The 22,737-nt window shown below is 52.0% G+C and carries 23 protein-coding genes; 8 read left to right on the plus strand and 15 right to left on the minus strand.

What is annotated here, in order from left to right:
* Positions 1-17 precede the first annotated feature (17 nt).
* The 3 genes from ABD843_RS13710 to ABD843_RS13720 all read right to left on the minus strand — a co-directional run bounded on the left by ABD843_RS13710 (position 18) and on the right by ABD843_RS13720 (position 3,538).
* On the minus strand, positions 18-1,202 hold the full coding sequence (locus ABD843_RS13710) for a YHYH protein (RefSeq protein ID WP_345084149.1): 1,185 nt from the start codon (positions 1,200-1,202) through the stop codon (positions 18-20).
* Positions 1,203-1,295: 93 nt separating this feature from the next.
* A complete protein-coding gene (locus ABD843_RS13715; protein ID WP_345084152.1) occupies positions 1,296-2,309 on the minus strand; it encodes a cytochrome-c peroxidase in 1,014 nt (337 codons plus the stop codon).
* Between the two features lie 119 nt (positions 2,310-2,428).
* The gene (locus tag ABD843_RS13720; RefSeq protein ID WP_345084155.1) at positions 2,429-3,538 is read right to left on the minus strand and encodes a BT_3928 family protein; all 1,110 of its coding nucleotides are present in this window, start codon (positions 3,536-3,538) and stop codon (positions 2,429-2,431) included.
* Positions 3,539-3,718: 180 nt separating this feature from the next.
* Between ABD843_RS13720 and folP the strand changes: the two genes are divergently transcribed.
* Positions 3,719-4,543, plus strand: coding sequence for a dihydropteroate synthase (folP, locus tag ABD843_RS13725; protein ID WP_345084158.1), 825 nt, complete (start codon positions 3,719-3,721; stop codon positions 4,541-4,543).
* A gap of 10 nt (positions 4,544-4,553) precedes the next feature.
* Here the strand turns inward: folP and ABD843_RS13730 are convergent, their stop codons facing one another.
* The 3 genes from ABD843_RS13730 to pepT form a co-directional block, all read right to left on the minus strand.
* Complete coding sequence (locus ABD843_RS13730) at positions 4,554-5,027, minus strand: nucleotidyltransferase (RefSeq protein ID WP_345084161.1); 474 nt, start codon at positions 5,025-5,027, stop codon at positions 4,554-4,556.
* Positions 5,024-5,440 carry a hypothetical protein gene (locus tag ABD843_RS13735; RefSeq protein WP_345084164.1) on the minus strand — a complete coding sequence of 139 codons (417 nt, stop codon included), beginning with the start codon at positions 5,438-5,440 and terminating at the stop codon, positions 5,024-5,026. The genes ABD843_RS13730 and ABD843_RS13735 overlap by 4 nt, the downstream gene beginning before the upstream one ends.
* A gap of 73 nt (positions 5,441-5,513) precedes the next feature.
* Complete coding sequence (gene pepT / locus ABD843_RS13740) at positions 5,514-6,764, minus strand: peptidase T (protein WP_345084167.1); 1,251 nt, start codon at positions 6,762-6,764, stop codon at positions 5,514-5,516.
* 74 nt (positions 6,765-6,838) lie between these two features.
* Between pepT and ABD843_RS13745 the strand changes: the two genes are divergently transcribed.
* The 4 genes from ABD843_RS13745 to ABD843_RS13760 all read left to right on the plus strand — a co-directional run bounded on the left by ABD843_RS13745 (position 6,839) and on the right by ABD843_RS13760 (position 10,709).
* A complete protein-coding gene (locus ABD843_RS13745; RefSeq protein ID WP_345084170.1) occupies positions 6,839-7,444 on the plus strand; it encodes a MarC family protein in 606 nt (201 codons plus the stop codon).
* A 117-nt stretch (positions 7,445-7,561) separates the two neighbouring features.
* Positions 7,562-7,813 carry a type B 50S ribosomal protein L31 gene (locus tag ABD843_RS13750; RefSeq protein WP_345084173.1) on the plus strand — a complete coding sequence of 84 codons (252 nt, stop codon included), beginning with the start codon at positions 7,562-7,564 and terminating at the stop codon, positions 7,811-7,813.
* A gap of 109 nt (positions 7,814-7,922) precedes the next feature.
* Positions 7,923-9,095 (plus strand): GlmU family protein, encoded by a 1,173-nt coding sequence (locus tag ABD843_RS13755; RefSeq protein WP_345084176.1) that lies wholly within the window; start codon positions 7,923-7,925, stop codon positions 9,093-9,095.
* Positions 9,096-9,158: 63 nt separating this feature from the next.
* The gene (locus ABD843_RS13760; RefSeq protein WP_345084179.1) at positions 9,159-10,709 is read left to right on the plus strand and encodes a hypothetical protein; all 1,551 of its coding nucleotides are present in this window, start codon (positions 9,159-9,161) and stop codon (positions 10,707-10,709) included.
* Between the two features lie 68 nt (positions 10,710-10,777).
* On the opposite strand, the gene ABD843_RS13765 is transcribed toward ABD843_RS13760, so the two are convergent.
* From ABD843_RS13765 to uppS, 4 genes are all read right to left on the minus strand, one after another.
* Positions 10,778-11,296, minus strand: coding sequence for an OmpH/Skp family outer membrane protein (locus tag ABD843_RS13765; protein ID WP_345084182.1), 519 nt, complete (start codon positions 11,294-11,296; stop codon positions 10,778-10,780).
* A gap of 69 nt (positions 11,297-11,365) precedes the next feature.
* On the minus strand, positions 11,366-11,881 hold the full coding sequence (locus ABD843_RS13770; protein ID WP_345084185.1) for an OmpH/Skp family outer membrane protein: 516 nt from the start codon (positions 11,879-11,881) through the stop codon (positions 11,366-11,368).
* Between the two features lie 66 nt (positions 11,882-11,947).
* Positions 11,948-14,665 (minus strand): BamA/OMP85 family outer membrane protein, encoded by a 2,718-nt coding sequence (locus tag ABD843_RS13775; RefSeq protein WP_345084188.1) that lies wholly within the window; start codon positions 14,663-14,665, stop codon positions 11,948-11,950.
* Positions 14,666-14,669: 4 nt separating this feature from the next.
* Positions 14,670-15,434 carry an undecaprenyl pyrophosphate synthase gene (uppS, locus tag ABD843_RS13780; RefSeq protein ID WP_345084191.1) on the minus strand — a complete coding sequence of 255 codons (765 nt, stop codon included), beginning with the start codon at positions 15,432-15,434 and terminating at the stop codon, positions 14,670-14,672.
* Between the two features lie 234 nt (positions 15,435-15,668).
* On the opposite strand from uppS, the gene ABD843_RS13785 reads away from it, so the two are divergent.
* Entirely contained in the window at positions 15,669-16,649 is a 981-nt protein-coding gene (locus ABD843_RS13785) for a hypothetical protein (RefSeq protein WP_345084194.1), read from the plus strand.
* Positions 16,650-16,769: 120 nt separating this feature from the next.
* Complete coding sequence (locus ABD843_RS13790) at positions 16,770-17,597, plus strand: purine-nucleoside phosphorylase (RefSeq protein ID WP_345084197.1); 828 nt, start codon at positions 16,770-16,772, stop codon at positions 17,595-17,597.
* Between the two features lie 4 nt (positions 17,598-17,601).
* On the opposite strand, the gene ABD843_RS13795 is transcribed toward ABD843_RS13790, so the two are convergent.
* Entirely contained in the window at positions 17,602-19,191 is a 1,590-nt protein-coding gene (locus ABD843_RS13795) for a hypothetical protein (protein ID WP_345084200.1), read from the minus strand.
* 24 nt (positions 19,192-19,215) lie between these two features.
* Positions 19,216-20,079, minus strand: a complete 864-nt coding sequence (prmC, locus tag ABD843_RS13800) for a peptide chain release factor N(5)-glutamine methyltransferase (RefSeq protein WP_345084203.1) — start codon at positions 20,077-20,079, stop codon at positions 19,216-19,218.
* Between the two features lie 97 nt (positions 20,080-20,176).
* Here prmC and ABD843_RS13805 point away from each other — a divergent pair, with 97 nt between their 5' ends.
* Positions 20,177-20,935, plus strand: a complete 759-nt coding sequence (locus ABD843_RS13805; RefSeq protein ID WP_345084206.1) for a TerC family protein — start codon at positions 20,177-20,179, stop codon at positions 20,933-20,935.
* A gap of 65 nt (positions 20,936-21,000) precedes the next feature.
* On the opposite strand, the gene ABD843_RS13810 is transcribed toward ABD843_RS13805, so the two are convergent.
* The 3 genes from ABD843_RS13810 to ABD843_RS13820 are packed head-to-tail and all read right to left on the minus strand — an operon-like array spanning position 21,001 to position 22,652.
* Positions 21,001-21,279, minus strand: coding sequence for a YHS domain-containing protein (locus tag ABD843_RS13810; protein ID WP_345084209.1), 279 nt, complete (start codon positions 21,277-21,279; stop codon positions 21,001-21,003).
* Between the two features lie 47 nt (positions 21,280-21,326).
* Entirely contained in the window at positions 21,327-21,728 is a 402-nt protein-coding gene (locus tag ABD843_RS13815) for a hypothetical protein (protein WP_345084212.1), read from the minus strand.
* Between the two features lie 15 nt (positions 21,729-21,743).
* The gene (locus ABD843_RS13820) at positions 21,744-22,652 is read right to left on the minus strand and encodes a hypothetical protein (RefSeq protein WP_345084215.1); all 909 of its coding nucleotides are present in this window, start codon (positions 22,650-22,652) and stop codon (positions 21,744-21,746) included.
* Positions 22,653-22,737 lie beyond the last annotated feature (85 nt).

Below are 22,737 nucleotides of genomic sequence, written 5' to 3' on the forward strand. Positions count from 1 at the left end.
CTATATGTTTCCTAGCCTTACTGCTTCACTATCCTTTTTACAAAGCCGGTGCCATTGGCCTCATCGGCCACCTGCACAAAGTATACACCATAGGGCAGTGTGCTCATATCTACGGTAGTGGTAGCAGTTATCTTCTTGCTGCTGGTGATGGTGCCTTTTACATCGAACACGGTAACAGTATATGGCTTGTTCTCCTGCAGCTCTATGGTGAGGTCGGTGACCACAGGCACAGGATACAGCTTTATGCCCGCCTCTATGGCCGCTATCTCTTTTACCTTAGTAGGAGTATACGGCGTAGCAGTACCGGGTACGGTGGTATGTCCCCCCGTAGGCCCTGTGTTGGTATTGCTGAACGCCCCGTAGAAAGTAGGGCCTATGAAGTAGGGATATGCGGGCTTTAGTGCGGCATCTACGGTAGTGAAGTAGGCATAGGTACCCGCAGGGTACTCCGGGGTCTTGCAGAAACGGCCATTGTGCGCGTCCAGGTCGCCGGCGCTTGCAGTGTACTGCCAGTCCTCTATAAAACAACCTATGGGGTAGCTGGCATCTACAGCGGGGCCGCTGGTGCGCGTAGTATAGGTCTTGGTAACGTAGCCGGACCGTATGCGGGTGATACCGCCCGTACCATCGGCATTGGCATAACCATAAGGGCCGTATACAGGGTAGCCATCCCATGCATAGGCCACTATAGGCGAGTGCTGGGTGGCATCCCAGCCGTGCAGCTTCAGGTTGTCGAAGTGGTGATGGTACATATTGGTAGGTGTGCTATGGCCATTGCTGGCGTCCATATCCATACCCTCGAAGTAGTAGGCCAGGCGGTTCCACACACCTGCATTCATATAAGACTGCGCATCGCCGGGGTGGAAGAACACCGAGCCATCCAGCATCAGGCCTATCTGGCCGCCCATTACACCCATGGGTGTGGTGGCCGGTGTGGGTACGCGCGGTATGGTCCAGGTGGCATCCAGGTCGGTAGCATCATTGTGCGTCACGCCATGCATATAGTAGTTGGGTACGCCGCTCGTCTTTACATATACGGTAGCTGTGGTGTAATACACTGCCTCTACATCGGTAAGTATGCCCGAGTAGGTATGGCCCGTGGTATTGAACCACCAGTTGATGATCATAGGATCGGTGACCTGGGCGGTAAGCATACGCGAGCTCAGCAGCATGATGGCGAGCAATAGTGTCTTTCTGTTCATATTGTCAGATCTTAGGGGGGAAGAGATGTTACAGTTGCCTGTAATGGTATAAGACGACATAATGCAAAGATCCCTTCGCTGCACCAAAGAAATTTATTTGCCGGGGATACCATGCCGGGGATCGGACAGGAATGCGTGATCCGATAAGGTATAGAGAAATGCCACCAGGTCGGCCTTCTGAACGGCTGTAAGGTAAATGCCCTTTTGCAGCCTGGGGTTCAGCGTAGGGCTTTGCTGTATACCCATTATATAATTGTTGAGCACCTGCCCCAGCGTCTTGAAACGGCCATCGTGCATATAGGGTGGCGACTGTGCTATATTGCGCAGTGTAGGCACCTTGAACTTCAGCGAATCGCTGCCGAGGTGGGTTATCTTCATCCTGCCTATATCGTGCAGGCTATCGTCTACGGCCAGGCCATTGTTCTCAAAGCCATTGCTGGTGAAGAGCGGTTCGGTGTGGCAGGCCGAACAATGCCTTGTGAACAGCGCATAACCTCTTGCCTCGCTCTCGGTGAATTCCGCCTCTCCCCTCTTTACACTATCGTACCGGGCATTGGCGCTCACCAGCGTGAGCATGAATTGCGACAGCGCTCTTAGCACATTCTTGTCCGTTATACCCCTGCGCCCGAAAGCATCGCGGAACAGCCGCCTGTAGGCATCATTTGCCTGTAGCTTCTGCACTATATGGGGCATGCTTTCGTCCATCTCCAGCGGGTTACTTATAGGTGTGGCGGCCTGTTCATCGAGGTGTGTTATCGAGCCATCCCACATGAGCGTGGTGCTCCAGGCCAGGTTCACCAGCACAGGCGAATTGCGGGTACCTATGCGGCCGTCTATACCATGGCTCAGGCTGTGGTCTACATGGGTAAAGGCATTGTAGGGCGAATGGCAACTGGCGCAGGATATAGTACTATCGCGCGAAAGGATGGGATCGTAGAAGAGCAGCCGGCCGAGCTGTATCTTCTTTTCGCTAAGGGGCGCATCGCCAAGGTCGTAAGCAGGTGCGGGCCAGCGCTGCGGTATGCCTGGCTGTACCTTTTCCTTTTTCCTGAACCCCGCAAGGGCAACCAATAGTACCAATAGACCTGTTACGACCGCTTTTCTCATTCCTGCCCCAAATATGGTGTATTTATTTGGACGACGAACTTTACCGGAACCTCCGCTGGCATCTAACAAAAAAGCGCACCCCGGGTGCGCTTTTTTGTCATTCATATTTTTCACCGGCACTACTGTGCCACATCCTTCGGATAGTCGAGATAGCCCCATTTGTTCATTACTACACCGTCTTTCAGCAGCATCAGGCCGGGGTTGGTACGCATGGCGGTCTTGCTGGCAGTGCCGTCCAGTATCATGAAGGGTATATCTGTCATGCCCCATGCTTCCTGGTAGGTCTGGCATATGTCGCGGCCTGCCGAGCATGCCACATAGAACGGTATGTTCATTGCCTTTGCCTTTATTGCGAGGGCCTTCAGGTCATCGAGCTTTTTGATGTTGGCCTTCTCCGGCTCGCGCAGGAACCATATGTATACATACCCCTTAGCACCCAGTATGGCCTGTGCCTGGTCCACATCGTTCGAGTCGTTCAGCGAAAAGTCATGTATCTCGGGCAGGCCTGTAGCCGGTGTCACCTCTACCGTATTGCTCGATACGAACTTCCAGCTAGGGTCTTTCCACGGGTAGTTCTCTGTAGTGAACTCCTGTTTCACACCGTTCTTCTCGTATACGAACTTCGTAGCAAATGTAGCTTCCTTATAGTCGGGGCCGGGCTTCATCTTCTCCAGTACATTATTACCTACTTTGTAGGGCAGGCAATCTTTCACAGGCAGGTGGCTCAGTGTCCACCACTGGAAACCGAACGCGAACACAGCGCCCACACCCACTATGGCAGCATTGTAAGCAGACCTATCGAATATGGGGAACACACGGTAACGGAATATCCACAGGAAGAGGACTATGGCCGTAAGCGCTACGTCTTTGTAGAAGGTGGCGGTATTAGAGATCTTTATGCAATCGCCAAAGCAGCCGCACTCCTTTATCTTGCCCGATGTGAGCGCATACCAGGTAAGGAAGGTGAAGAAAATATTAAGCAAGAGTAATAGCGTGACATAAAGCCGGAAAGCATTGCCCACTATCATAGCCACACCCGAGATGATCTCGAACGCTATCATCAGGACCGAGAATGTGAGGGTATACTTGAGCATGAAGCCCATGTTCCATACCTCGAAGAACTCATTCATCTTGTAGGTAAGGCCAAGAGGGTCGTTGGCTTTCACAACACCGGAAAAGATGAACAAAAGGCCTACCGCGACCCTTAGAATGGTAATGATAACTTTCATTGCAGTGGAAAGATTTAAATAATGCGTGAAATTAAGTCATTTATCTTTAAGCTACCGACAGCCGGCAATTAATAAATGATAAGAATGCGCACAAGGTTGCATGTGCTTACATTTACAGGGCCATTTAACACATTGTATATTATCAGGCTTATTCATATAACTATCAAGTTCACATAATATTTGAAAACGATAAAGAGTAAAGGCCGGGAACTGCCCCTAACTGCCCCTATGGTAATGGGCATACTGAATGCCACGCCCGATAGTTTCTATAACAAGGGGCGCGACAGCCGAGTGAGCGATATGCTGCGCAATGCAGAGGCCATGCTGCAGCAGGGCGCTACTATACTGGATGTGGGCGGAGCCAGTACACGGCCCGGCCAGCCGCTGATAGAGCCAAGCGAGGAACTGCGAAGGGTGATACCCGCCATAACGGCCATACGCGAACGGTTCCCGGATGTGTGGCTGTCGGTAGATACCTATAATGCGGCCACAGCCCGCGCAGCGGTACAGGCAGGAGCCGATATAGTGAACGATATAAGCGCAGGAGCCTTTGATGCCGATATGCTGGCCACGGTGGCCGCTATACATGTGCCCTATATAGCCATGCACATACAGGGCACACCTGCTACCATGCAGCAAGACCCGCGATATAACGATGTGGTGGCAGAGGTACACAGCTACCTGCGGTACAAGGTAGATGAATGCATGGCTGCAGGTATAGCGGATGTGATAGTAGACCCGGGCTTTGGCTTCGGGAAAACGGTGGAACATAATTTTGCGCTGCTGCGCGAACTGGGCACTCTGCGCGAATTGAACAAGCCCATACTGGCGGGCCTTTCCCGCAAGTCTATGATATGCAAGCCCCTGCGGGTGAACCCCGAACATGCCCTCAATGGCACCACTGCACTGAATATGGTAGCCCTGCTGAATGGCGCCGATATACTAAGGGTACATGATGTAAAGGAAGCGATGGAGGTGATAAGGCTGTATGGTCATTTGAAATAAGGAAGGGTTATTATTTACCGCGCTTCTTTTTGCCTGCGGCCGCGCCTTTTATCTCTTTTATATCGGCAAGGTCTTTTTTCCTGCCGGTAGCCTCTTTGTTCTTTATGAAGTCGCGCAGGCTAATGTAATAGATCTTTATGTGATCCATTTCCACTACTTCTGCTCTTTCATATGCTTCGGCAAATGCTACGCCGTCTATACTATTCAGTATATCTATTCTCAATGGTGGCATACCTATCTGCGAGATATACCCTTCTTTAAGAAAATCTTCCTTCACAAAACCCAGTGCCGTCATACCGAAATCTCTGATGACGCGTAAAAGTTTGGCAGCATTCTTCTCCGATATCTCTATCCATATATCTATGTCACCGGTATAGCGAGGCTTTCCATGAAATGCAAGCGCATAACCGCCTACCACCATATACCGTACTTTATGACGGTTGAGAAGTTCTATAAAGTCGGCAAGGTCTTGGGCCAGTATCATTGATGGAGCTTACGCTTATTTATGATGGTCTTATCGATACCGGCACTCCCTGCTTTGCCCCCAAATACCAGCAGGGTAACGGCCGCGATACGCTCGCTGGCAGGGCGGCTTTGCCAGTACGATATATCTTCTTTCTCTTCGGCTACCTCTTTCATTGGTCCTTTCCGCACTACTAACTCCATGCTGCGCCGTTTTGGTATAGGCAGTGGGCCTATCACATTTTTGCGCTCTACGGTCACATCCTCGTTCTCGAAAGCAGTTCTCTTTTTGCCCAGGTAATTATTAAGGGTATTGTAGCTATATGCGGGGTAATGGGCACAAAAGTTCCTGAGGTTGGAGAACACCTCCATTTTATTTTCTATCCTTTTCTTCCAGTATACCAGTATTATGCGCCTGTCGCGTACTGCCTCCATGCTATAAAGATACACAAAAAAAGACCAATATAGCTGCTATATTGGTCTTCTCCGGAACTCTTCTTTATGATTCTTACGCCTTTTCTTCCCATATCCGGGCCAGGTGTACCAGTATCTCTACGGCCTTCTCCATATCCTGCACGCTCACATATTCCTGCTTGGAGTGTATGCCCATCTCCCCGGTGAATATATTGGGACAAGGCAAACCCATGAAGGACAGGCGCGACCCATCGGTACCACCACGAATGCTCATGCGCTGCGGGCTGATGCCTGCACGCTCGTATGCCGCGGCCGCGTGGTCCATTACCTGCGGGCAGGTATCCAGCACTTCTTTCATATTGCGGTACTGCTCCTTCACCACGAACGTCATAGACGAACCGGGGAACATGCCCACAGCGTTCTCAGCTATGCCTTTCAGTCTTGCCTCGTGCTCGGCGAGTTTCGCAGTATCGAAGTCGCGCACTATGAACTGTACAGTGGCCTGCTCCAGCCCGCCCTGTATGGCCACAGGGTGTACAAATCCCTGCATACCCTCTGTCACCTCGGGGCACCATTCGTCCTTGGGCAGCATATCTACGAATGCGCCTGCCACTTTTATGGCATGCACCATCTTGCCCTTGGCATAGCCCGGGTGGGCGCTTATACCATTGAAGGTGACCGTGGCGGCATCGGCAGAGAAGGTCTCGCCCTCCAGGTGGCCGCGCTCACCGCCATCAAGGGTATAGCCATAGTGGGCGTCCAGTTTCTTCATATCTACTGCGGCCACACCACGGCCTATCTCCTCATCGGGGGTAAAGAGTATGCGTATCTTGCCATGCTTTATCTCTTTATGCGCCACCAGGTGGGCCGCCAGGTCCATTATTATGGCCACTCCGGCCTTGTCATCGGCCCCCAGCAGGGTCTTGCCCGATGCCGTGATGATGTCATCGCCTATGCGCTCCTTTAGATAAGGGTGCTCGGTAGTAGTGATGACGACCGATGTATCATCGGGCAATATTATATCGCTGCCATCGTATGCCCTGTGCAATATGGGCTTTACGCCTGCGCCACTGCAATCGGGCGCGGTATCTACATGCGAGCAGAAGCACAGTACAGGCACATCTTTATCGGTAGTGGCGGGAATGGTGGCATATACATACCCATGCTCGTCCAGTTCGGCATCGGTAATGCCCAGTTGCTGCAGCTCCTGTACCAGTATGCGGCTCAGGTCTTTCTGCTTCTCTGTAGAGGGCTGCGAGGGCGATGTGGGATCGCTTTGTGTATCTATCTGTACATAACGCATGAAGCGCTCTGCTGCGGTATGGCTGTGGCCGGGTATCGACATTGTTGTAATTTTGTAGCGGTAAAAGTAAGCAAGGATCTGAAAAATAGGCCGCAGCTTATTATCTTGTATCTCTTATGGCAGCTATAGGGTTCTCAAAGACAGACATATCGCAGATAGTGACGGTGACATTCACACTGTTCGCCGTTATAGATATTCTCGGCTCCATACCGGTCATCATCAGCATCAAGAAGAAGATAGGCGATATAAACGCCATGCTGGCCACACTGGTATCGGGCGGGCTCATGCTGCTGTTCTTCCTCATAGGCGAGCAGATGCTGCAGTTCATGGGGCTGGATATAAAATCGTTCGCCATAGCGGGTTCCATAGTCATCTTCATACTGGGGCTGGAAATGGTGCTGGGGCTGGAGTTCTTCAAGCCCGAGAAGGAGGGAAGCGCCAAAAGCAGTACCCTGGTACCTGTGGCCTTCCCGCTCATAGCGGGTTCGGGCACGCTCACCACCGTTATGTCGCTGAAGGCGGCCTATGAATACTACAACATACTGATAGCCATATTCATAAACCTGCTGATCATATACATCACCCTGCGGTCGGTGAACCTGCTGGAGCGCCTGCTGGGCCCCTCGGGCATATTGGTGGTGCGCAAATTCTTCGGTGTCATACTGCTGGCCATTGCCGTGAAGATATTCATGAACAATACCGGGCTGGTGACACATAAATGATCTGTTATCATACGAACAGCCCTACATTTTGAAAAAATGCGTTCTGTATGAGAAAATAGCTTACCTTTGCGACCTTATTTCACGCATGGCCAAATCCATGTATTAAAACGTAACAAAATGAAAAAAGGTCTTCATCCTGAAGCTTACCGTCTTGTAGTGTTCAAAGACATGTCTAACGAGACGACATTCATCACCCGCTCTGCGGCTCCTTCTAAAGAGACCATAGTATGGGAAGATGGCAACGAATACCCTGTGATAAAGGTGGAAATTTCCAACACTTCACACCCCTTCTATACAGGTAAGTCTATGTTCGTAGATACTGCCGGCCGTATCGAAAAGTTCAAGAAGCGTTACGAGAAGAAAGCCTGATAAGCTGCTTCATACCATATACAGAGGCTGTACCCATCGGTGCGGCCTCTTTTTATTTCGGTATTCACGGCCCTATGGTTATTTTTGAGGCCGTCATATTCCTGTACTCATGCATCACATCCTTTTCGATAGCGCCACACAGCGTGCCGACCTTCTCCCTTTTACCCACACCCGCCCCGTGGCCGATATACGCTGCGGCATACTGACCATGCGCGAACGCTGGGAGCGGTACCTGGGCACAAGCACAGGCACACTGACCGAGGCATACCTGCAAGAGCTATATCCTGCCAATGGCCATAAAGGCATGTTCATCAATGGCAGCGTATTCGCTACTGCGGCACTGGTACAGGCGATAAAAGAACTTGGGCCGGGTCAGGCGCTGGTAAAAGGCGATGTAGTGATAGCAGCGCATACCATAGAGATGGTGACCTATGCTGCACTAGAGATATATGTGGAAGACGAGATGGAGCATCTGGCCTATGATGGCGAGATAATGCAGGTAAGGAACATATGGGACATCTTCTCGCTGAACGATAAGGCCATTGCCGCCGATTTTGCCCTGCTGACCGCGGGCAGGAAGAGCGCTCCTACACCCGCAGGTGTTACCGTAACGGGCGATAAGCTGTTCATAGAAGAAGGTGCGAACATATATGCGGGCTGCATCATCAATGCCACTACAGGGCCCGTGTATATAGGCAAAGATGCCGAGATACTGGAGGGCACCCTGATACGCGGCCCGCTGGCCGTATGCGAGCATGGTGTACTGAAGATGGGGGCAAAAGTATATGGCGCTACTACCATAGGCCCCGGCAGCAAGGCGGGCGGCGAAATAAACAATGCAGTGTTCTTTGCCAATAGCAACAAGGCACACGATGGCTACCTTGGCAATGCCGTGATAGGCGAATGGTGCAACCTGGGGGCCGATACCAACTGCTCTAACCTGAAGAACAACTATGATGTAGTGAAGGTAAGGCACGAGGCCAGCGGTAAGGACATTTCTACGGGGCTCATATTCTGCGGGCTGATGATGGGCGACCATTCCAAATGCGGCATCAATACCATGTTCAATACGGGTACTGTAGTAGGCCCGGCTTGCAACATATATGGCGGTGGCTTCCCCGATAAGTATATACCTTCCTTCTCGTGGGGCGGCAGCGATGGGTTCGTGCCACATACGTTCGATAAGGCGATGGCCACGGCAGAGCGCGTATATGCACGCCGCAGCAAAAAAATGAGCAGCGCCGAGCGCACCATGTACCAGTATATATACGACAACAGGTAGCCGCAGCATAGCAGCTTCTCACATATAGATCGTATCTTTAAGTTCATCAGAACTTAATACCTTATGCCTGTAACTATAGGAATATCCGGCAAGCGCTACATAGCCGCCGGTGAAAGGAAGAATACCTACAATGCCATTCTGAAAGAGCTGCAGGCCATAGTACCCAACAAGCAGGAGGAGGTAATAGGGCTTACTTCCCTGGCCTCGGGTGCAGATACACTCTTTGCAACGGTCATCCTCGAAAATTACCCCAATGCAAAACTACATATAGCGCTACCCTTTGCGCTGGAAGAATACAGCAAGGATTTTCGCGACGAACCCGACCCCGAAGCACCTGACGAAAAGAGAACAGAGCGGCAGGTGCTGGAAGAATATATAAGGGGCCATGGCGTGAATACCGTGGTGGCACATGCCATACCACAGACCGATGAGGAGCGTAACGAAGCCTACTATGCTGCCGGGCTGTACATAGCCGACAAGTGCGATGAGATGATATTCGTATGGGACAAGGTAAAGCCCAACGGCCGTGGCGGCACCGCCGAGATACTGGGCTACTATGCCGAAACAAGACCCGGCAAGACCATACATATGGTGCACGTTTCCCCACGCACCAAAGACGAACTGAACGACAGGATAGAAGCTGAAATGAATAAGGCCGACCAGGCTGCCATAGAATACAAAAAGCTGTATAAAGATGTATGGTGGGCAGCCATACGTCTCGGCTTCCTTGCCGTTGTCTTGTTCGCTATAAAGGTCGGCTACCATTTCCACCACTCGCATCCGCATGACACCGCAGGCGAGACAGATGGCAGAATACCTGCAATAGTAGAGTTCGCCCTTACATATCTCGAACTCTTTACCGTGCTGCGCACATGGTGGCTCATACGCAAGGCCCGCATGCTGAAATACCATGCACACTATTTGCAGCAACGCATGAAAAGCGAAAAGCTACGGGGCATGCTTACATATAACCTTGCCAGCCTGCCTGTAGATACCGATGATGATATAACACATAGCGACCAGGATGTAGCCGCAATAGCAGACGAAATGAATAAAGTTGCGAACAGTACGAAGTACCACTCTTTGTGGTTCACACAGTATGCCGTAAAAGAGTTGATAACCGGGCAAATAGCGTATCATACCAAAACTATAAACAAGACCATTGGCAACCGCCCTCATAAATATGAGCAAGGCAGCAAGGCCGTGGCCATCGCATTCGGCATCAACATTCTGTACCTTTTCGCCTATACCACTGCAGAGCTATTGCATAAAGGACACTGGACAGCAATGGACATCTCTCACATAAACATTTGTTACTGGCTGCACATATTTGCCATATCGCTTACTATTATTCTTCCGGCCCTGTATGCGGCCATAGAAGGCGCACTCTACTTCAATGAGTGGAACATGCTGAAAGAACAATCGAAGACAACAAAAAGAGAGCTGGAAAGATATCTCACGTCTCTTCCATCCGTAACGAACACACCCGCGGGGGAAAAAGGCATACACGAGAAACAGGTACAAGTGCTGATGAAAGCGACCACCGCCATGCTTGCCGATAACAAGACCTGGCATCGTATACTGGGAGACAAGGGGATCTCTATTCGTGCATAGCGCTTATAAAAAGATGCGGCCGTCTCAAGATAATTGAGACGGCCGCTTTATGAAATACTTTAACGAGCTTATTTTATACCCATCTTGGTCTTTACCAGCGGGGTTATATCATATTCGTCCTTGCTGTATACTATACCGCCACCCTGGCTGTTCACGTCGAATATGTAGTCGTAGTTCTTTTCCTTTGCCACATCCTTTATAGCTTTATCGGCCTTCTCCAGTATGGGTGTGTACAGGTCCTGCTTCTTCTGCTGTATCTTTTCCTGGGCGCTCTGCTGCGTGCTTTCTATGCGGGCCTGCAGGTCCTGCAGTTCTTTTGTCTTCACTTCCTTCATGGCATCGGTCATGCCCTTCTCTCCTGTCTGAAATGCCTGGAGCTTTGTCTGGAACTCCTTGGTCATTATCTCTATCTGCTCCTGGAAGGTACGGGTATACTTCGCCAGTGATGAGTCGGCATTGATGCGCTCGGGCATAGACTGCAGCAGTACTGCAGAATTGATATACGCTATCTTCATCCCGGTGTTCTGCGCTTTGGCAATGTTGCCGAGCATAACACCACAGGCAACTAACAATATCAACTTTTTCATTTTTGCTTTTACTGTTTTATAACTATTTATATTAAACCTAATTTTTATGAAGCTGCAAAGTAAGTGCCATTATTTGTTTATTCCAAGAACTTTTAACACTTCATCACTTTTGTCCAGCTTGGGGTCGGCATAGAAAAGGGTGACGCCACCGGCCTTATCAAGCACCAGGTCGAACCCCTTCTGCGATGCCATTTTCTGCACTGCATTGAATACACGGTCCTGTACAGGCTTTACGAACTCCTGGCGTTTTTTGAAGAGGTCGCCCTCATAGCCGAAGCGTTGTTTCTGCAGGTCTTTGGCCTCCTTTTCCTTGGCCACTATCTCGTCCTGGCGGCGGTTGCGCATCTCGTCGGACAGCATGGGTTTTTCGGCCTGGTAGCCCTTATACATCTTCTCTACCTCGGCCATCTTGGCATCTATCTCGTCCTGCCATGTCTTGGAGAGGTTGTCCAGCTTGGTCTGGGCGTCCTTATAGTCGCTCATCTTCTCCAATATGAACTTGGAATCTATAAAGCAGTAGCGCTGCTGTGCCTGTGCACAGGCAGCAAGGGCAACAAGTATCAAACTAAAGAGCACCTTTTTCATACGTCGGTAGTTTAGATGTAAAAATAAGCGTTATAACAATAAGAACTAAGCACACATCACACTGCATCAATCCGGCTCGAAGCCCAGCATGAAGGTGAATTTGGCAAGGCTCTTCAGCCCGGTGACACCATATGTCGGGTCGTACTTGTCGAAGCCCACACCATAGTCGAGGCCCAGCAGGCCGAACATGGGCAGGAACACCCTTATGCCAACACCTGCATCGCGGTTCAGCTTCAGCGGGTTGTATTCGGTAAAGTTGTTCCATGCATTGGCCGCATCTACGAACGCCAGGCCATATATAGTGGCCGTGGGGCTCAGCGAGAACGGATAGCGCAGCTCTGCCACATACTTGTTGAAGATGGTGGCCGCCTGTGCATACGGGTCGTAGCCGCGCTGGCTTATTATCTCCTTGCCTATGAAGAACTGGCCCATGGTCATACCGTCGCCACCAAGCTGGTAGCGGCCGAAGGGCGAGTATCCGAGGCCCTGGTTGTAGTAACCCATAAAGCCATACTTCACACCCAGCCTCAGCACCAGGTTGCCATGCACCTTCTGGTACCAATCGGCCACGAACCTGTACTTGTGGTACTCTATCCACTTGTACTTCTTCTCAGTGCTTTCGTTGGTATAGTCCTTGCCGGTGAACATGCTGTAAGGCGGCGTGAACTGGAAGGTGAACGCTATATTGGAACCACCGCGCGGGTAAAGCGGGCCATCGAGCGAGTTGCGCGACAGCACCAGCTTCACGTTCAGGTCGTTGCTGGTACCATTAGCAAAGTCCACACCCTGTATGAGGTTGTAGTTCTTCAGCTTATAGTTATTGAAGTAAAGACCGTAGTTGAACACAAAGAAGTTATCGGGCCATGAGAGACGCTTACCCATAGACAGGCCGCCACCCAGCATTTGCAGGTAGGTGTTGCCGCTGGCACCCTGTGGCGCCATACGGTTGAAGGTGAGGCTGGCCGAGAGCGCATTGGGCCTGCGGCCACCCAGCCACGGCTCGGTGAAGGAAGTAGTAAGGGCATTGTAATAAGGCCCGTTGGATGCATAGGTAATGGAGAACTTCTGGCCATCGCCCACAGGCAGCGGATCCCAGAATTTGGGCCTGAAGATGTTGCGGGCCGAGAAGTTGTTGAACGTGATACCTATGTTGCCATAGAAGTTGACACCACCGCCAAAACCTGCAGAAAGCTGCAACTGGTCGCTCGATTTCTCTACCACGCTATAATCTATATCCACCGTACCATCCTCGGGGTGCGGCTTGGGTTGCAGACCTATCTTCTCCTGGTCGAAGAAGCCCAGGTTAGCTATCTCGCGCTGCGAGCGTATGAGGGCCGAGCGGCTGAACTTGTCGCCGGGATAGGTGTACAGTTCCCTGCGTATCACATGCTCATTGGTACGGTCATTGCCCGATATGCCTATCTCGCGTATGGTGGCTTGCGCACCCTCTGTTATGCGCATCTCGTAGTTGATGGTATCGCCTACTATAGACATTTCTACCGGCTCTATGTTGAAGAACAGGTAACCATCGTCCATATACAGGCTGCTCACATCCTCGCCACCTTCGGGGTTCAGTTGGCGGCCCATACGGGTCTCCAGCAGTGCCTGGTTATATACATCGCCCTTCTTTATGCCCAGCACGCGTGCCAGCACCTCTGATGAGTATTTGGTATTGCCCTTCCAGTTTATATCGCCAAAGTAGTATTTGTGGCCTTCCCTTACCTTGATGTCCACATTCAGGTTGCCGTTCCTTACAGGGTATACGGTATCGGCATCGATGGTGGCATCGCGGAAGCCCAGTGTGTTGTAGTAGGCCACAAGCGCCTGCTTGTCCTCTTCGAACTTCGTCTGGTTGAACTTGGAAGAAGCAAAGAACTTGAACCTGAAATAGGGATCCAATGCATCCATCGTCTTCGACAGCGACAGAAATCCGAATTCGCGCATGTACTTACCGAACGAGCGCTTGCTGCTGCCGTAGGCATTCATTGCCTTATCGGGGTGCAGGGTGATGTGGCTCATCTCCTTCGTACCCTTCAGTGTGCGCTTCAGCCTGGCCTCGGTGGCATTCTCGGCGCCTGCTATGTTCACCTGGTTTATGTGCGTTTTCACCCCCTTCTGTATATAGAAGGTAAGTATCACCTTGTTCACTGCCAGCGTATCCTTGCGCTCTATCACCGACACCTGTACGCGGCCATAGCCCTTGTCTACATAGTGTTTCTTTATACGCTCCATGGCCTCCTTGCGGGTGGCATCGGTCACCACCTTGTTGGTCACCAGGGGCATCTTGTTCTTCAGTTCCTTGGCCTCGCCGGTCTTTATGTTCTTGAAGTTGTACTTGCTGAGCCTTGGCCTTTCTTCTACCGCTATGTTCAGAAATATCTTGTCGTCTATTATCTTCGATACCGTTATCTCTATATTAGAGAACAGTTCCTGCTTCCACAGGGCGCGCACCGCTTTCGATATATTCTCATCGTTCGGCAGGCGTATCTTCTGCCCTACTATCAGGTTACTTACCGATATCAGCAGGTCCTGATCCAGGTATTGCGCACCCGATACCGTTATACCTGCCAGCTCGTACTCTTTGGGGCGGTTGGGATCGGCGCTCTGCTGCTGGCGGTAGCTACCCAGTCCCGAGCCTGAGCCCGACCCGCCTAGCTGCGCCTGCGCATTGAGAACACCCGTCATGCACAACGATACGAGCAGTATATATATACGCACAAGGCCACCTGTACGACGCACAACAGTATATTCTCCGGTATTTACGGGCATTTTGTTCTTCCTCATTTCCCTATGCATGATCGGGTCTGGTGGTGGTTTGTATCTGTTCGCTCGTTTTGCCGAACCTGCGCTCGCGCTGCTGGTAGTTCAGCAGGGCGTCATATAAGTTCTGCTCACGGAAATCGGGCCAATGAACGTTGGTGAAATAAAGCTCGGCATATGCCAGCTGGTATAGCAGGAAATTGCTGATCCTGCATTCGCCGCTGGTGCGTATCATCAGCTCCGGGTCGGGAAACGCATGTGTGTACAGGTGCTGCTGCACCAGTTGGTCGTTTATATCGGCAGTGTCTATCTCGCCCTTCTTCACTTTCTCTGCTATTATGCGTGTGGCACGGGCCATCTCATCGCGCGAGCTGTAGCTGAGGGCCAGTACCAGGTTCAGCCCGGTATTGCCTGCCGTTATCTCTATCGCCTCGTTCAGCTCTTTCTGGCATACCTGGGGCAGGCTCTCGAAGTCGCCTATCACATGCATGCGCACATTGTTCTTCCTCAGGTCTTCCACCTCTTTGCGAATGGTGTTCACCAGCAGCTCCATCAGTGCATCCACCTCGGCCTTGGGCCTGTTCCAGTTCTCTGCCGAGAAGGCATACAATGTGAGGTAGTCTATGCCTATGGCGCAACAGGCATCTACAATGGCGCGCACGCTCACTACACCCTCGTAGTGGCCGTAGACCCTGTCTTCGCCGCGCTCCTTGGCCCAGCGGCCATTACCATCCATTATTATGGCTATATGGCGTGGCAACCTGCTGCGGTCGATGGTATCCGGAATGTTCATTGAAGTATACGAAAAGTGCGCAAAGGTACAAAAATAGCTTACAGCCACAGGCAGCAAAATATGTAATAACAGTTTAACTCGATTTTAACTGCATTATTTTATAAATAAAATATATTTTATTATTTACACATTTTCGCGCCTGTAAATAGGAATACCCGGCTCACAGGCCCTATAAATAACAGCAAGATACATGTACCTTTATCGCCATAGGCCGGGGCTACCCCTGCCGGCAAAATGAAGGTCCTTCTTACCAGGTGCATATTGGTATTGCTGCTGTGTACTACCTGCGATAGCTATGCGCAGGTAAGGGTGAAACGCGCCCGCAACCGTTTTGCCGACGACAGGCCCAGGAAGATACACCCGCGCAACCCCGAACGCGACAAGCCACGAAAAAAAAGACAAAAAGATGCGACCACCTATGTGAACGCCGCCATACCCGACCCGCACAGCAGCCTGGACGATATATTCTATGTGAAATGGAAACCTGCCCGCAAGCTGACGTATGATGATTTTGTGTCCAATAAGAACCTGTACAATAAGTTCCTGCCCGCCAGGGATTCGGACCTGGCCAAGGTGATATACCCCGACTACCGCGACTTCTACAAAAAGCTGAACGACCGCCAGAACCCCGACCTGAAAAGCGAAGACAGCCTGCAGTGGCAGGCGCGGGCCGAGCGCCTGCTGCGCGAAAAGAAGGAGATAAGGAGCGAGTACATGTTCAGCACCACCAGTATAGACTCGGCAGGAATGTTCCCCATCACTATAGACTCCCCGGCGGCATCGGTGGTGGTGCTGTCGCCCGTCATATACCCGCTGGGCGAGGACAGGTACTATTATAATATAACGGCCCTTTTCAGCAAGCACGACTCATGGATGATAGTACGATCGAAGGACATACTGGACCATGAGCAGATACATTTCGATATATACGAGATATTCGCCCGCAAAATGCGGCGGCATGTGATAGAGACCATACGGCGCAACTACAATGCAGGTACCATGGCCAATGTGGCCGATGAGATAGCCCCGGTCTTCGAGCAGCTATACCAGCAGCTCACCGACCTGCACCTGGAGTTCGACCGGCAGACGGCAGCGCTCACGGGGGCCAACTCAACGCTGGTACCCACTAATGCCATATGGAAGCGGGCCATGCAACAGCAACTGGCAGAGCTGGAGAAATATGCCATTCCCGAGGCCACCATACGGCTGGAGTAGGTGCACTGGCACTTCACATAAATTTAAAACTGCCCACTGCGCTATCCTTTATCTTTGCCGCCCGGGCATTATGCCGCCATAGCGGCAATGCCTATTTTTGCCACCCTTATACTACAACACATGCACTTATACGAAAGGATACAGCAGACGGCCGAATTCATAAAGGCACGCATCACCAACGAGCCCCGCGTGGGCATCATATTGGGCAGCGGCCTCGGCGACCTGACCGAAATAATAGAAAAGGAACATACCATAGAATATTCCGAGATACCGCATTTCCCCACATCTACCGTACAGGGACATAGCGGCAAAATGGTGTTCGGCAGGCTGGGTACGCAGAACGTGGTGTTGATGTCGGGCCGTTTTCACTACTACGAGGGCTATGATATGCAGACCATCACCTTCCCCGTTCGTGTAATGAAAGCGCTGGGCGTAGACACGATGATAGTATCGAACGCGGCAGGTGGTATGAACAAGGACTTCGGTATAGGCGACCTGATGATACTTACCGACCACATCAATACCTTCCCCGAGCATCCGCTGCGCGGCCATAATGATGAGCGCCTCGGCACCCGCTTCCCCGATATGAGCCAGGCATACGACCGTGAGCTTATAGACCTGGCCATACAGGTGGCCGCAGAGAAGGGCATACCGGTAAAGCAGGGGGTATATGTAGGCCTGCAGGGCCCCACCTTCGAGACACCTGCCGAGTACCGCTGGCTGCACATAATAGGCGGCGATGCCGTGGGCATGAGCACCGTGCCCGAGGTGATAGTGGCCCGCCACGGTGGCATGCGCGTATTCGCTATGAGTGTGATAACCGATATAGGCATCAGCGATGTGCCCATCACCATCACGCACGAAGAAGTACTGGAAGCCGCACATGCCGCAGCCCCTAAGATGGCGGCCATAGTTACAGGCCTTATACAGCGCCTGCCCTACGCATAGGTATCTACTGCTGGGGTAATTTATATAGAATGATACCCGATGCGGTATCTGTCATTACTTTCTCGTACGGTATGGGCGAAACACCATCGGACAGGTTGTCGTGAAATATCTCATCAAAACCCGGATTGCGCAGTTTGCCATTTCCCTTGGGCGAGTGCAGGTAATATGTGATGCGGTATCGCTTTATATCCTGTACCAGGCGTGCGGTATTGGCCGCTTTATCCTCTTTTGGCTCAGGCCGTTGTTTGCTGATGACATAAAAGCGGTTGCCCGAAAAATACATCATCTTCGATAACAGCCGCGGATGCAGGTCGCTCACTATATCTGCCCCCTTTATACCTGCTGCGTTCAGCCTTTGTGCGAATTCATACTCTGCTCTGCCCTCGTTGCACATGGCGCGCAACTGCCATAGCGGGAACACCACTATGCTGGCTATGAACAACGGCTGCAGGTATTTTCTTGCCACACCGTCTATCTCGGCATGCCATGCCACCACCATACCTATGGGCAGCATCAGCCACAGGTAGCGCGATTCCAGGTGTACCATCACATAGCCCGCAGGCAGCAGCAGGAAGAAGAGGTACATGGCTGCCATATCGCCACTCAGCGTACGGAACTTCTTTAAGAACTGCACCAATATATACGCCCCTATCATCGGTAGCAGCACCGATATCTCTGCCATGCACCGCAGCAGCATAAGGCAGTTGTACCCCAGGCGCAGCACCTGCAGGCCTGCAAGATGCCACGAATCCCAGTAGTGCGAGAGATGGCCGTTCACATAGTACGGGTCTTCCCAGTAGTACACACTGCCGCTATGTATGGGCGGCACCAGTATATCTATACCCGTCTTCCATTCGGGATGCCCCACCAGGTACCACGACATATTGAGCGCACCTGCGGTAGATGTGGTCCATATACCATACTTGGTGTGCAGCATATATACCCAGGGAAAACAGCACGCCAGCATCACCGGCACGGCCACCAGCATTATGCGCAGCCATTGCAGCCTGTTCCTTTCTGCCAGGAAGAAAGTACCCACGCCTACGCACAGCACAAAGTAGGGCAGCGAATAGGCCTTGGCAAAGAAGGCCAGCGCGCCCACCATACCTATACCCGCCCACAATGCAGGCCTGCGCGCAAAGCCCTGCGCCAGCATCATACGCAATACGCATAGCATAAGGAAGCACCCCCACAGGTCATCGAACGACTGCCAGAAAACGGCAAAGCATAGGAACACCACCATCGCCATGCAGTATACCCACTGCCGCGCCACAGGTACACCAAAGCGCACGAACAGCGACCACGATGCCCACAGGAAACCCGTAGCGCCTGCCGCATTCACTACCACCGATGCCGGTACCGCCTGCATACCCGCCTTTATGAGCAGGGCCGTAAGCCAGCATGCCCATGGGCTCCACAGGCCATTCACGGCAGTACTTATGTCGCCATCGGCATAGCGCTGCGATATGGTGAGATAAGATGTGCCATCAGGATCGATATAATACCTGTACCATGGAAATATGATGTACAGCACCACCCACAGCAGCAATGCCGATACGATGGGTGGAAGATATGACCTGCTTGTTCGCTCCATAATGAGGACGTACTCAAAAGTAACCTAAAACGCCTTGTGCGCCACCAGCATCCTGTTGTTGCCATGAATATCCTTTCGTACATGCACACCGGCATACCCCTCCTGCACAAAGAGAGCTGCTGTCTGCAGCGCATGATCGGTATCCAGCTCGCAGTATATGCGACCACTGGGCGTCAGGTGCGTATGGCCCATCTGCGCCAGTGCCCGGTAAAAGACCAGCGCATCATCATCGGGCACAAAAAGAGCCAGCCAGGGCTCATGCCCACGCACATTGGCATGCAGCCGTTCTGCCTCTGCCTGCGGTATATAGGGTGGGTTCGATACTATGATGTCGTACATACCCAATTCCTGCCATGCTGCCTTGTTCAGTATATCTACCTGCATAAAACTTACATCTGCGTGCAGGTTCTTTGCATTCTGCCGGGCCACATCCAGCGCTCCTGCACTTATATCGCAGGCGGTCACCTCGGCCCATGGCAGTTCTTTCTTCAGCGCTATAGGTATGCAGCCGCTACCCGTACCTGCATCCAGTATGCGCAATGGGCCTTTGGCGTTCCTGTGGTCATCTGCTATCCATTCCACCAGTTCTTCTGTCTCCGGCCTGGGTATCAGCACATTAGCGTTCACCACATATTCCTCGCCCATGAACCATGCGCGGCCTGTTATGTATTGCATAGGCACGCCCTGCAGTGCCAGCGGCAGTACGCGTTCGTACTCAGCTGTTTGCGTGTCGGTAAGGTGCTCATCTTTGTGCGTGAGGCGCCCTAGCCTGCTCATTCCCGTTATGTGCTCTATAAGCCCATGGGCAATGGCCGCAGCCTCCCGCTCGTCGTACAAGGGCTGCAGGCGGTCTTTCAGTTCGTAAAATGCGGCTCCTATAGCGGGCATAGTGTAAAGACGCTGCTAATAATAGCCGCGTGCTGCCGTAAATATATACTACTTCTGTATTTTTGCTGCCTCAATAAATAAGCTACGCTTTTGCCGCATGGAATGGCTCACCGATCCTGAGATATGGATATCACTCATCACACTTACCGTACTGGAGATAGTACTGGGCATAGACAACATAGTTTTCATATCTATACTCACCGGCAAACTGCCCGCCGACCAGCAGGATAAGGCCCGCCGGCTGGGCCTTGCCCTGGCCATGGGCACGCGTGTGCTGCTGCTCATGTCCATAAACTGGGTGATGCGGCTGAAGGGCGAGCTCTTCAACCCCGGCGTATGGATGAATGTGCAAAGTCATAACCTGCTGGAAAAGCTATCTATATCGGGCCGCGACCTGATACTGATAGTAGGCGGCCTTTTCCTTATATACAAAAGCACTACCGAGATACACGAAAAGCTGGAAGGCGACGGCCATGAAGAAAAAACGCCTAAGGTGCATTCCTTCTCGGGTATCATAACACAGATACTGCTGCTGGACATCATATTCTCGCTCGACTCTGTGATCACTGCCGTAGGTATGGCCGACCACCTGGGCGTGATGATAGCTGCTGTAATAATAGCGGTAGGCATCATGCTGTTCGCAGCAGGAGCTGTAAGTAGGTTCGTGAACCAGCACCCTACTGTAAAGATGCTGGCCCTCTCCTTCCTGCTGCTGATAGGCATCAGCCTCATAGCCGAAGGTTTCGAGAACGGCATACCAAAAGGATACATCTACTTTGCCATGGCCTTCTCTGTACTGGTAGAGATGCTGAACCTGCGCGAAAAGAAGGTGAACAAGAAGAAAGGGCATCACTGATAAGGCAGACCACATAAAAGCAAGAGGCGACCTTCCGGCCGCCTCTTCTCATTTTGTATCTTCTCTTATTTTGTTCTCAGATACTTTTCCGGCCTTGCCTCGAAGGCCATTTTGCAGCCATCGCTGCAAAAGCGAATGGTATCGCCATTGTGTACCGTGTATTCGGTCCATTCGGCATCGTAGGCCATTTCGCATACGGGGTCTTTCTTCACATTCGGATCGGAGGATGCCTGCATCGCAGGTGCCCCTGCGGGCGTACCCTCTGCCTGCGTGGCCTGTTCGGCGCTATTGCCGCACGATGCGGTCAGTACCAGTAAAGCGGCTGCTAATATGTATATACGCATGAGTATAGTTTTTTTGTTACTGCAAAATTAGGTGCTTTGTGCCATACCTATGGCTGGTAGCGGCATACTATATACGCTTCCTTCTCGTTGCCTGCATGGTCTACCTCTACGCGTATATCTACCTTCATAGCGCGCGCCGTGGCGCCTGACAGCCCCACGGCCTGCTGCACCACGAATCTATCGCCATGCGCGTGTTCGGCATAGTTACACAGCACCTCTCCGGTAGCAGTATCTGTCACCAGCAGCTCGTAGCCATGCATCACGCCATCGGCGGTCACCGTAGCGGCTATGTTCATGGTATCACCATTGCGGTACACTTGTGCGGCCTGTGGTGCCGAGAAGGCTATATTCACTACCGTTGGGGTACCATCCTCATCATGGTCCTTTTTGCATGCGCTTATCGTCATTATGCAGCACCATATGGCTGCCAGTATCTTTATCGTTCTCAATGTTGTTCGTTTTTTTTAAAATAGAATGAAATAACCTGTTTCTGTCCTGTAATTGGGGCGTATGTCGCCGCCTGCATAGTGTGCATACACGGGCGCCAGGCACATCGCCCTAATGCCATGCTGCCTGTATGCCACCTGCGCGCCTGTGCTTGCAAATAATATATCGCCGCCACTGGCTGTGTTCACCCAGCCTTTATAATGTTCATACTCATCGGCCTGTGCATATTCATACCTTACGCCCACCTGTGGCGATATGCGCACCTGCCCCACCGTATATGCCCGGAATACCGACACCCCCATACCCACACGGCTGCCATACCTATAGCCCCCGGGCGATGTTGTGGTAAGCGTACCGCTCACATCGGCATTCATGCCGCTATTGCCGCGCAGCAGGGTATAGTTGGCATTGGCCAGTACATCCCAGCTTCCGGTACCCGGGCTCATGGCCTGTACATTGCCTGCCCCCATGATGGATGTGTAATGCCCCGTGGGCAGCTTGGCCCCCAACCCGCCGAATAGCGTATGCCTAACGCGGCCCTGCTGCCGCTCTACAAATACGCGGTTCAGCAGCAGCGACACATCGCCCATACCACTACTGGCGAGGTCGCCGGTCTCGGTACTGCGGCGCACATTGTACCTGTAGGGCACAAAGGCGAACACCTGGTAGCGCCCTATACGGTAGCGCCCCCATACCTGCAGGGTATGGAACACATCGTGGGTGTGCTCATCGGGCCGGCCCTTGTAGGCCGATGCGAATGCACCATACATATCGCTGCGCAGGTATTGTATGCCCGCAAAGTTGCGGCTGAAGGCCGGTAGCAGCCCTATGTATTGCCCACCTGCGCCTGCACCGCACACATCGCATGCGTATGCTGCATTGCCTGCCGCAAAAAGTGCGGCAGCAACAAGAATGATATTTTTCATTGCCTGTCGGAAGAAAAAAATGAAGAATGGGATATATGCACCCGCAATGGCCAGGCCATATGCACATGCGGCCGCCGTACGAACG

Origin of the sequence: Nemorincola caseinilytica (assembly GCF_039540515.1) — a bacterium.
Lineage (GTDB): Bacteria > Bacteroidota > Bacteroidia > Chitinophagales > Chitinophagaceae > Nemorincola > Nemorincola caseinilytica.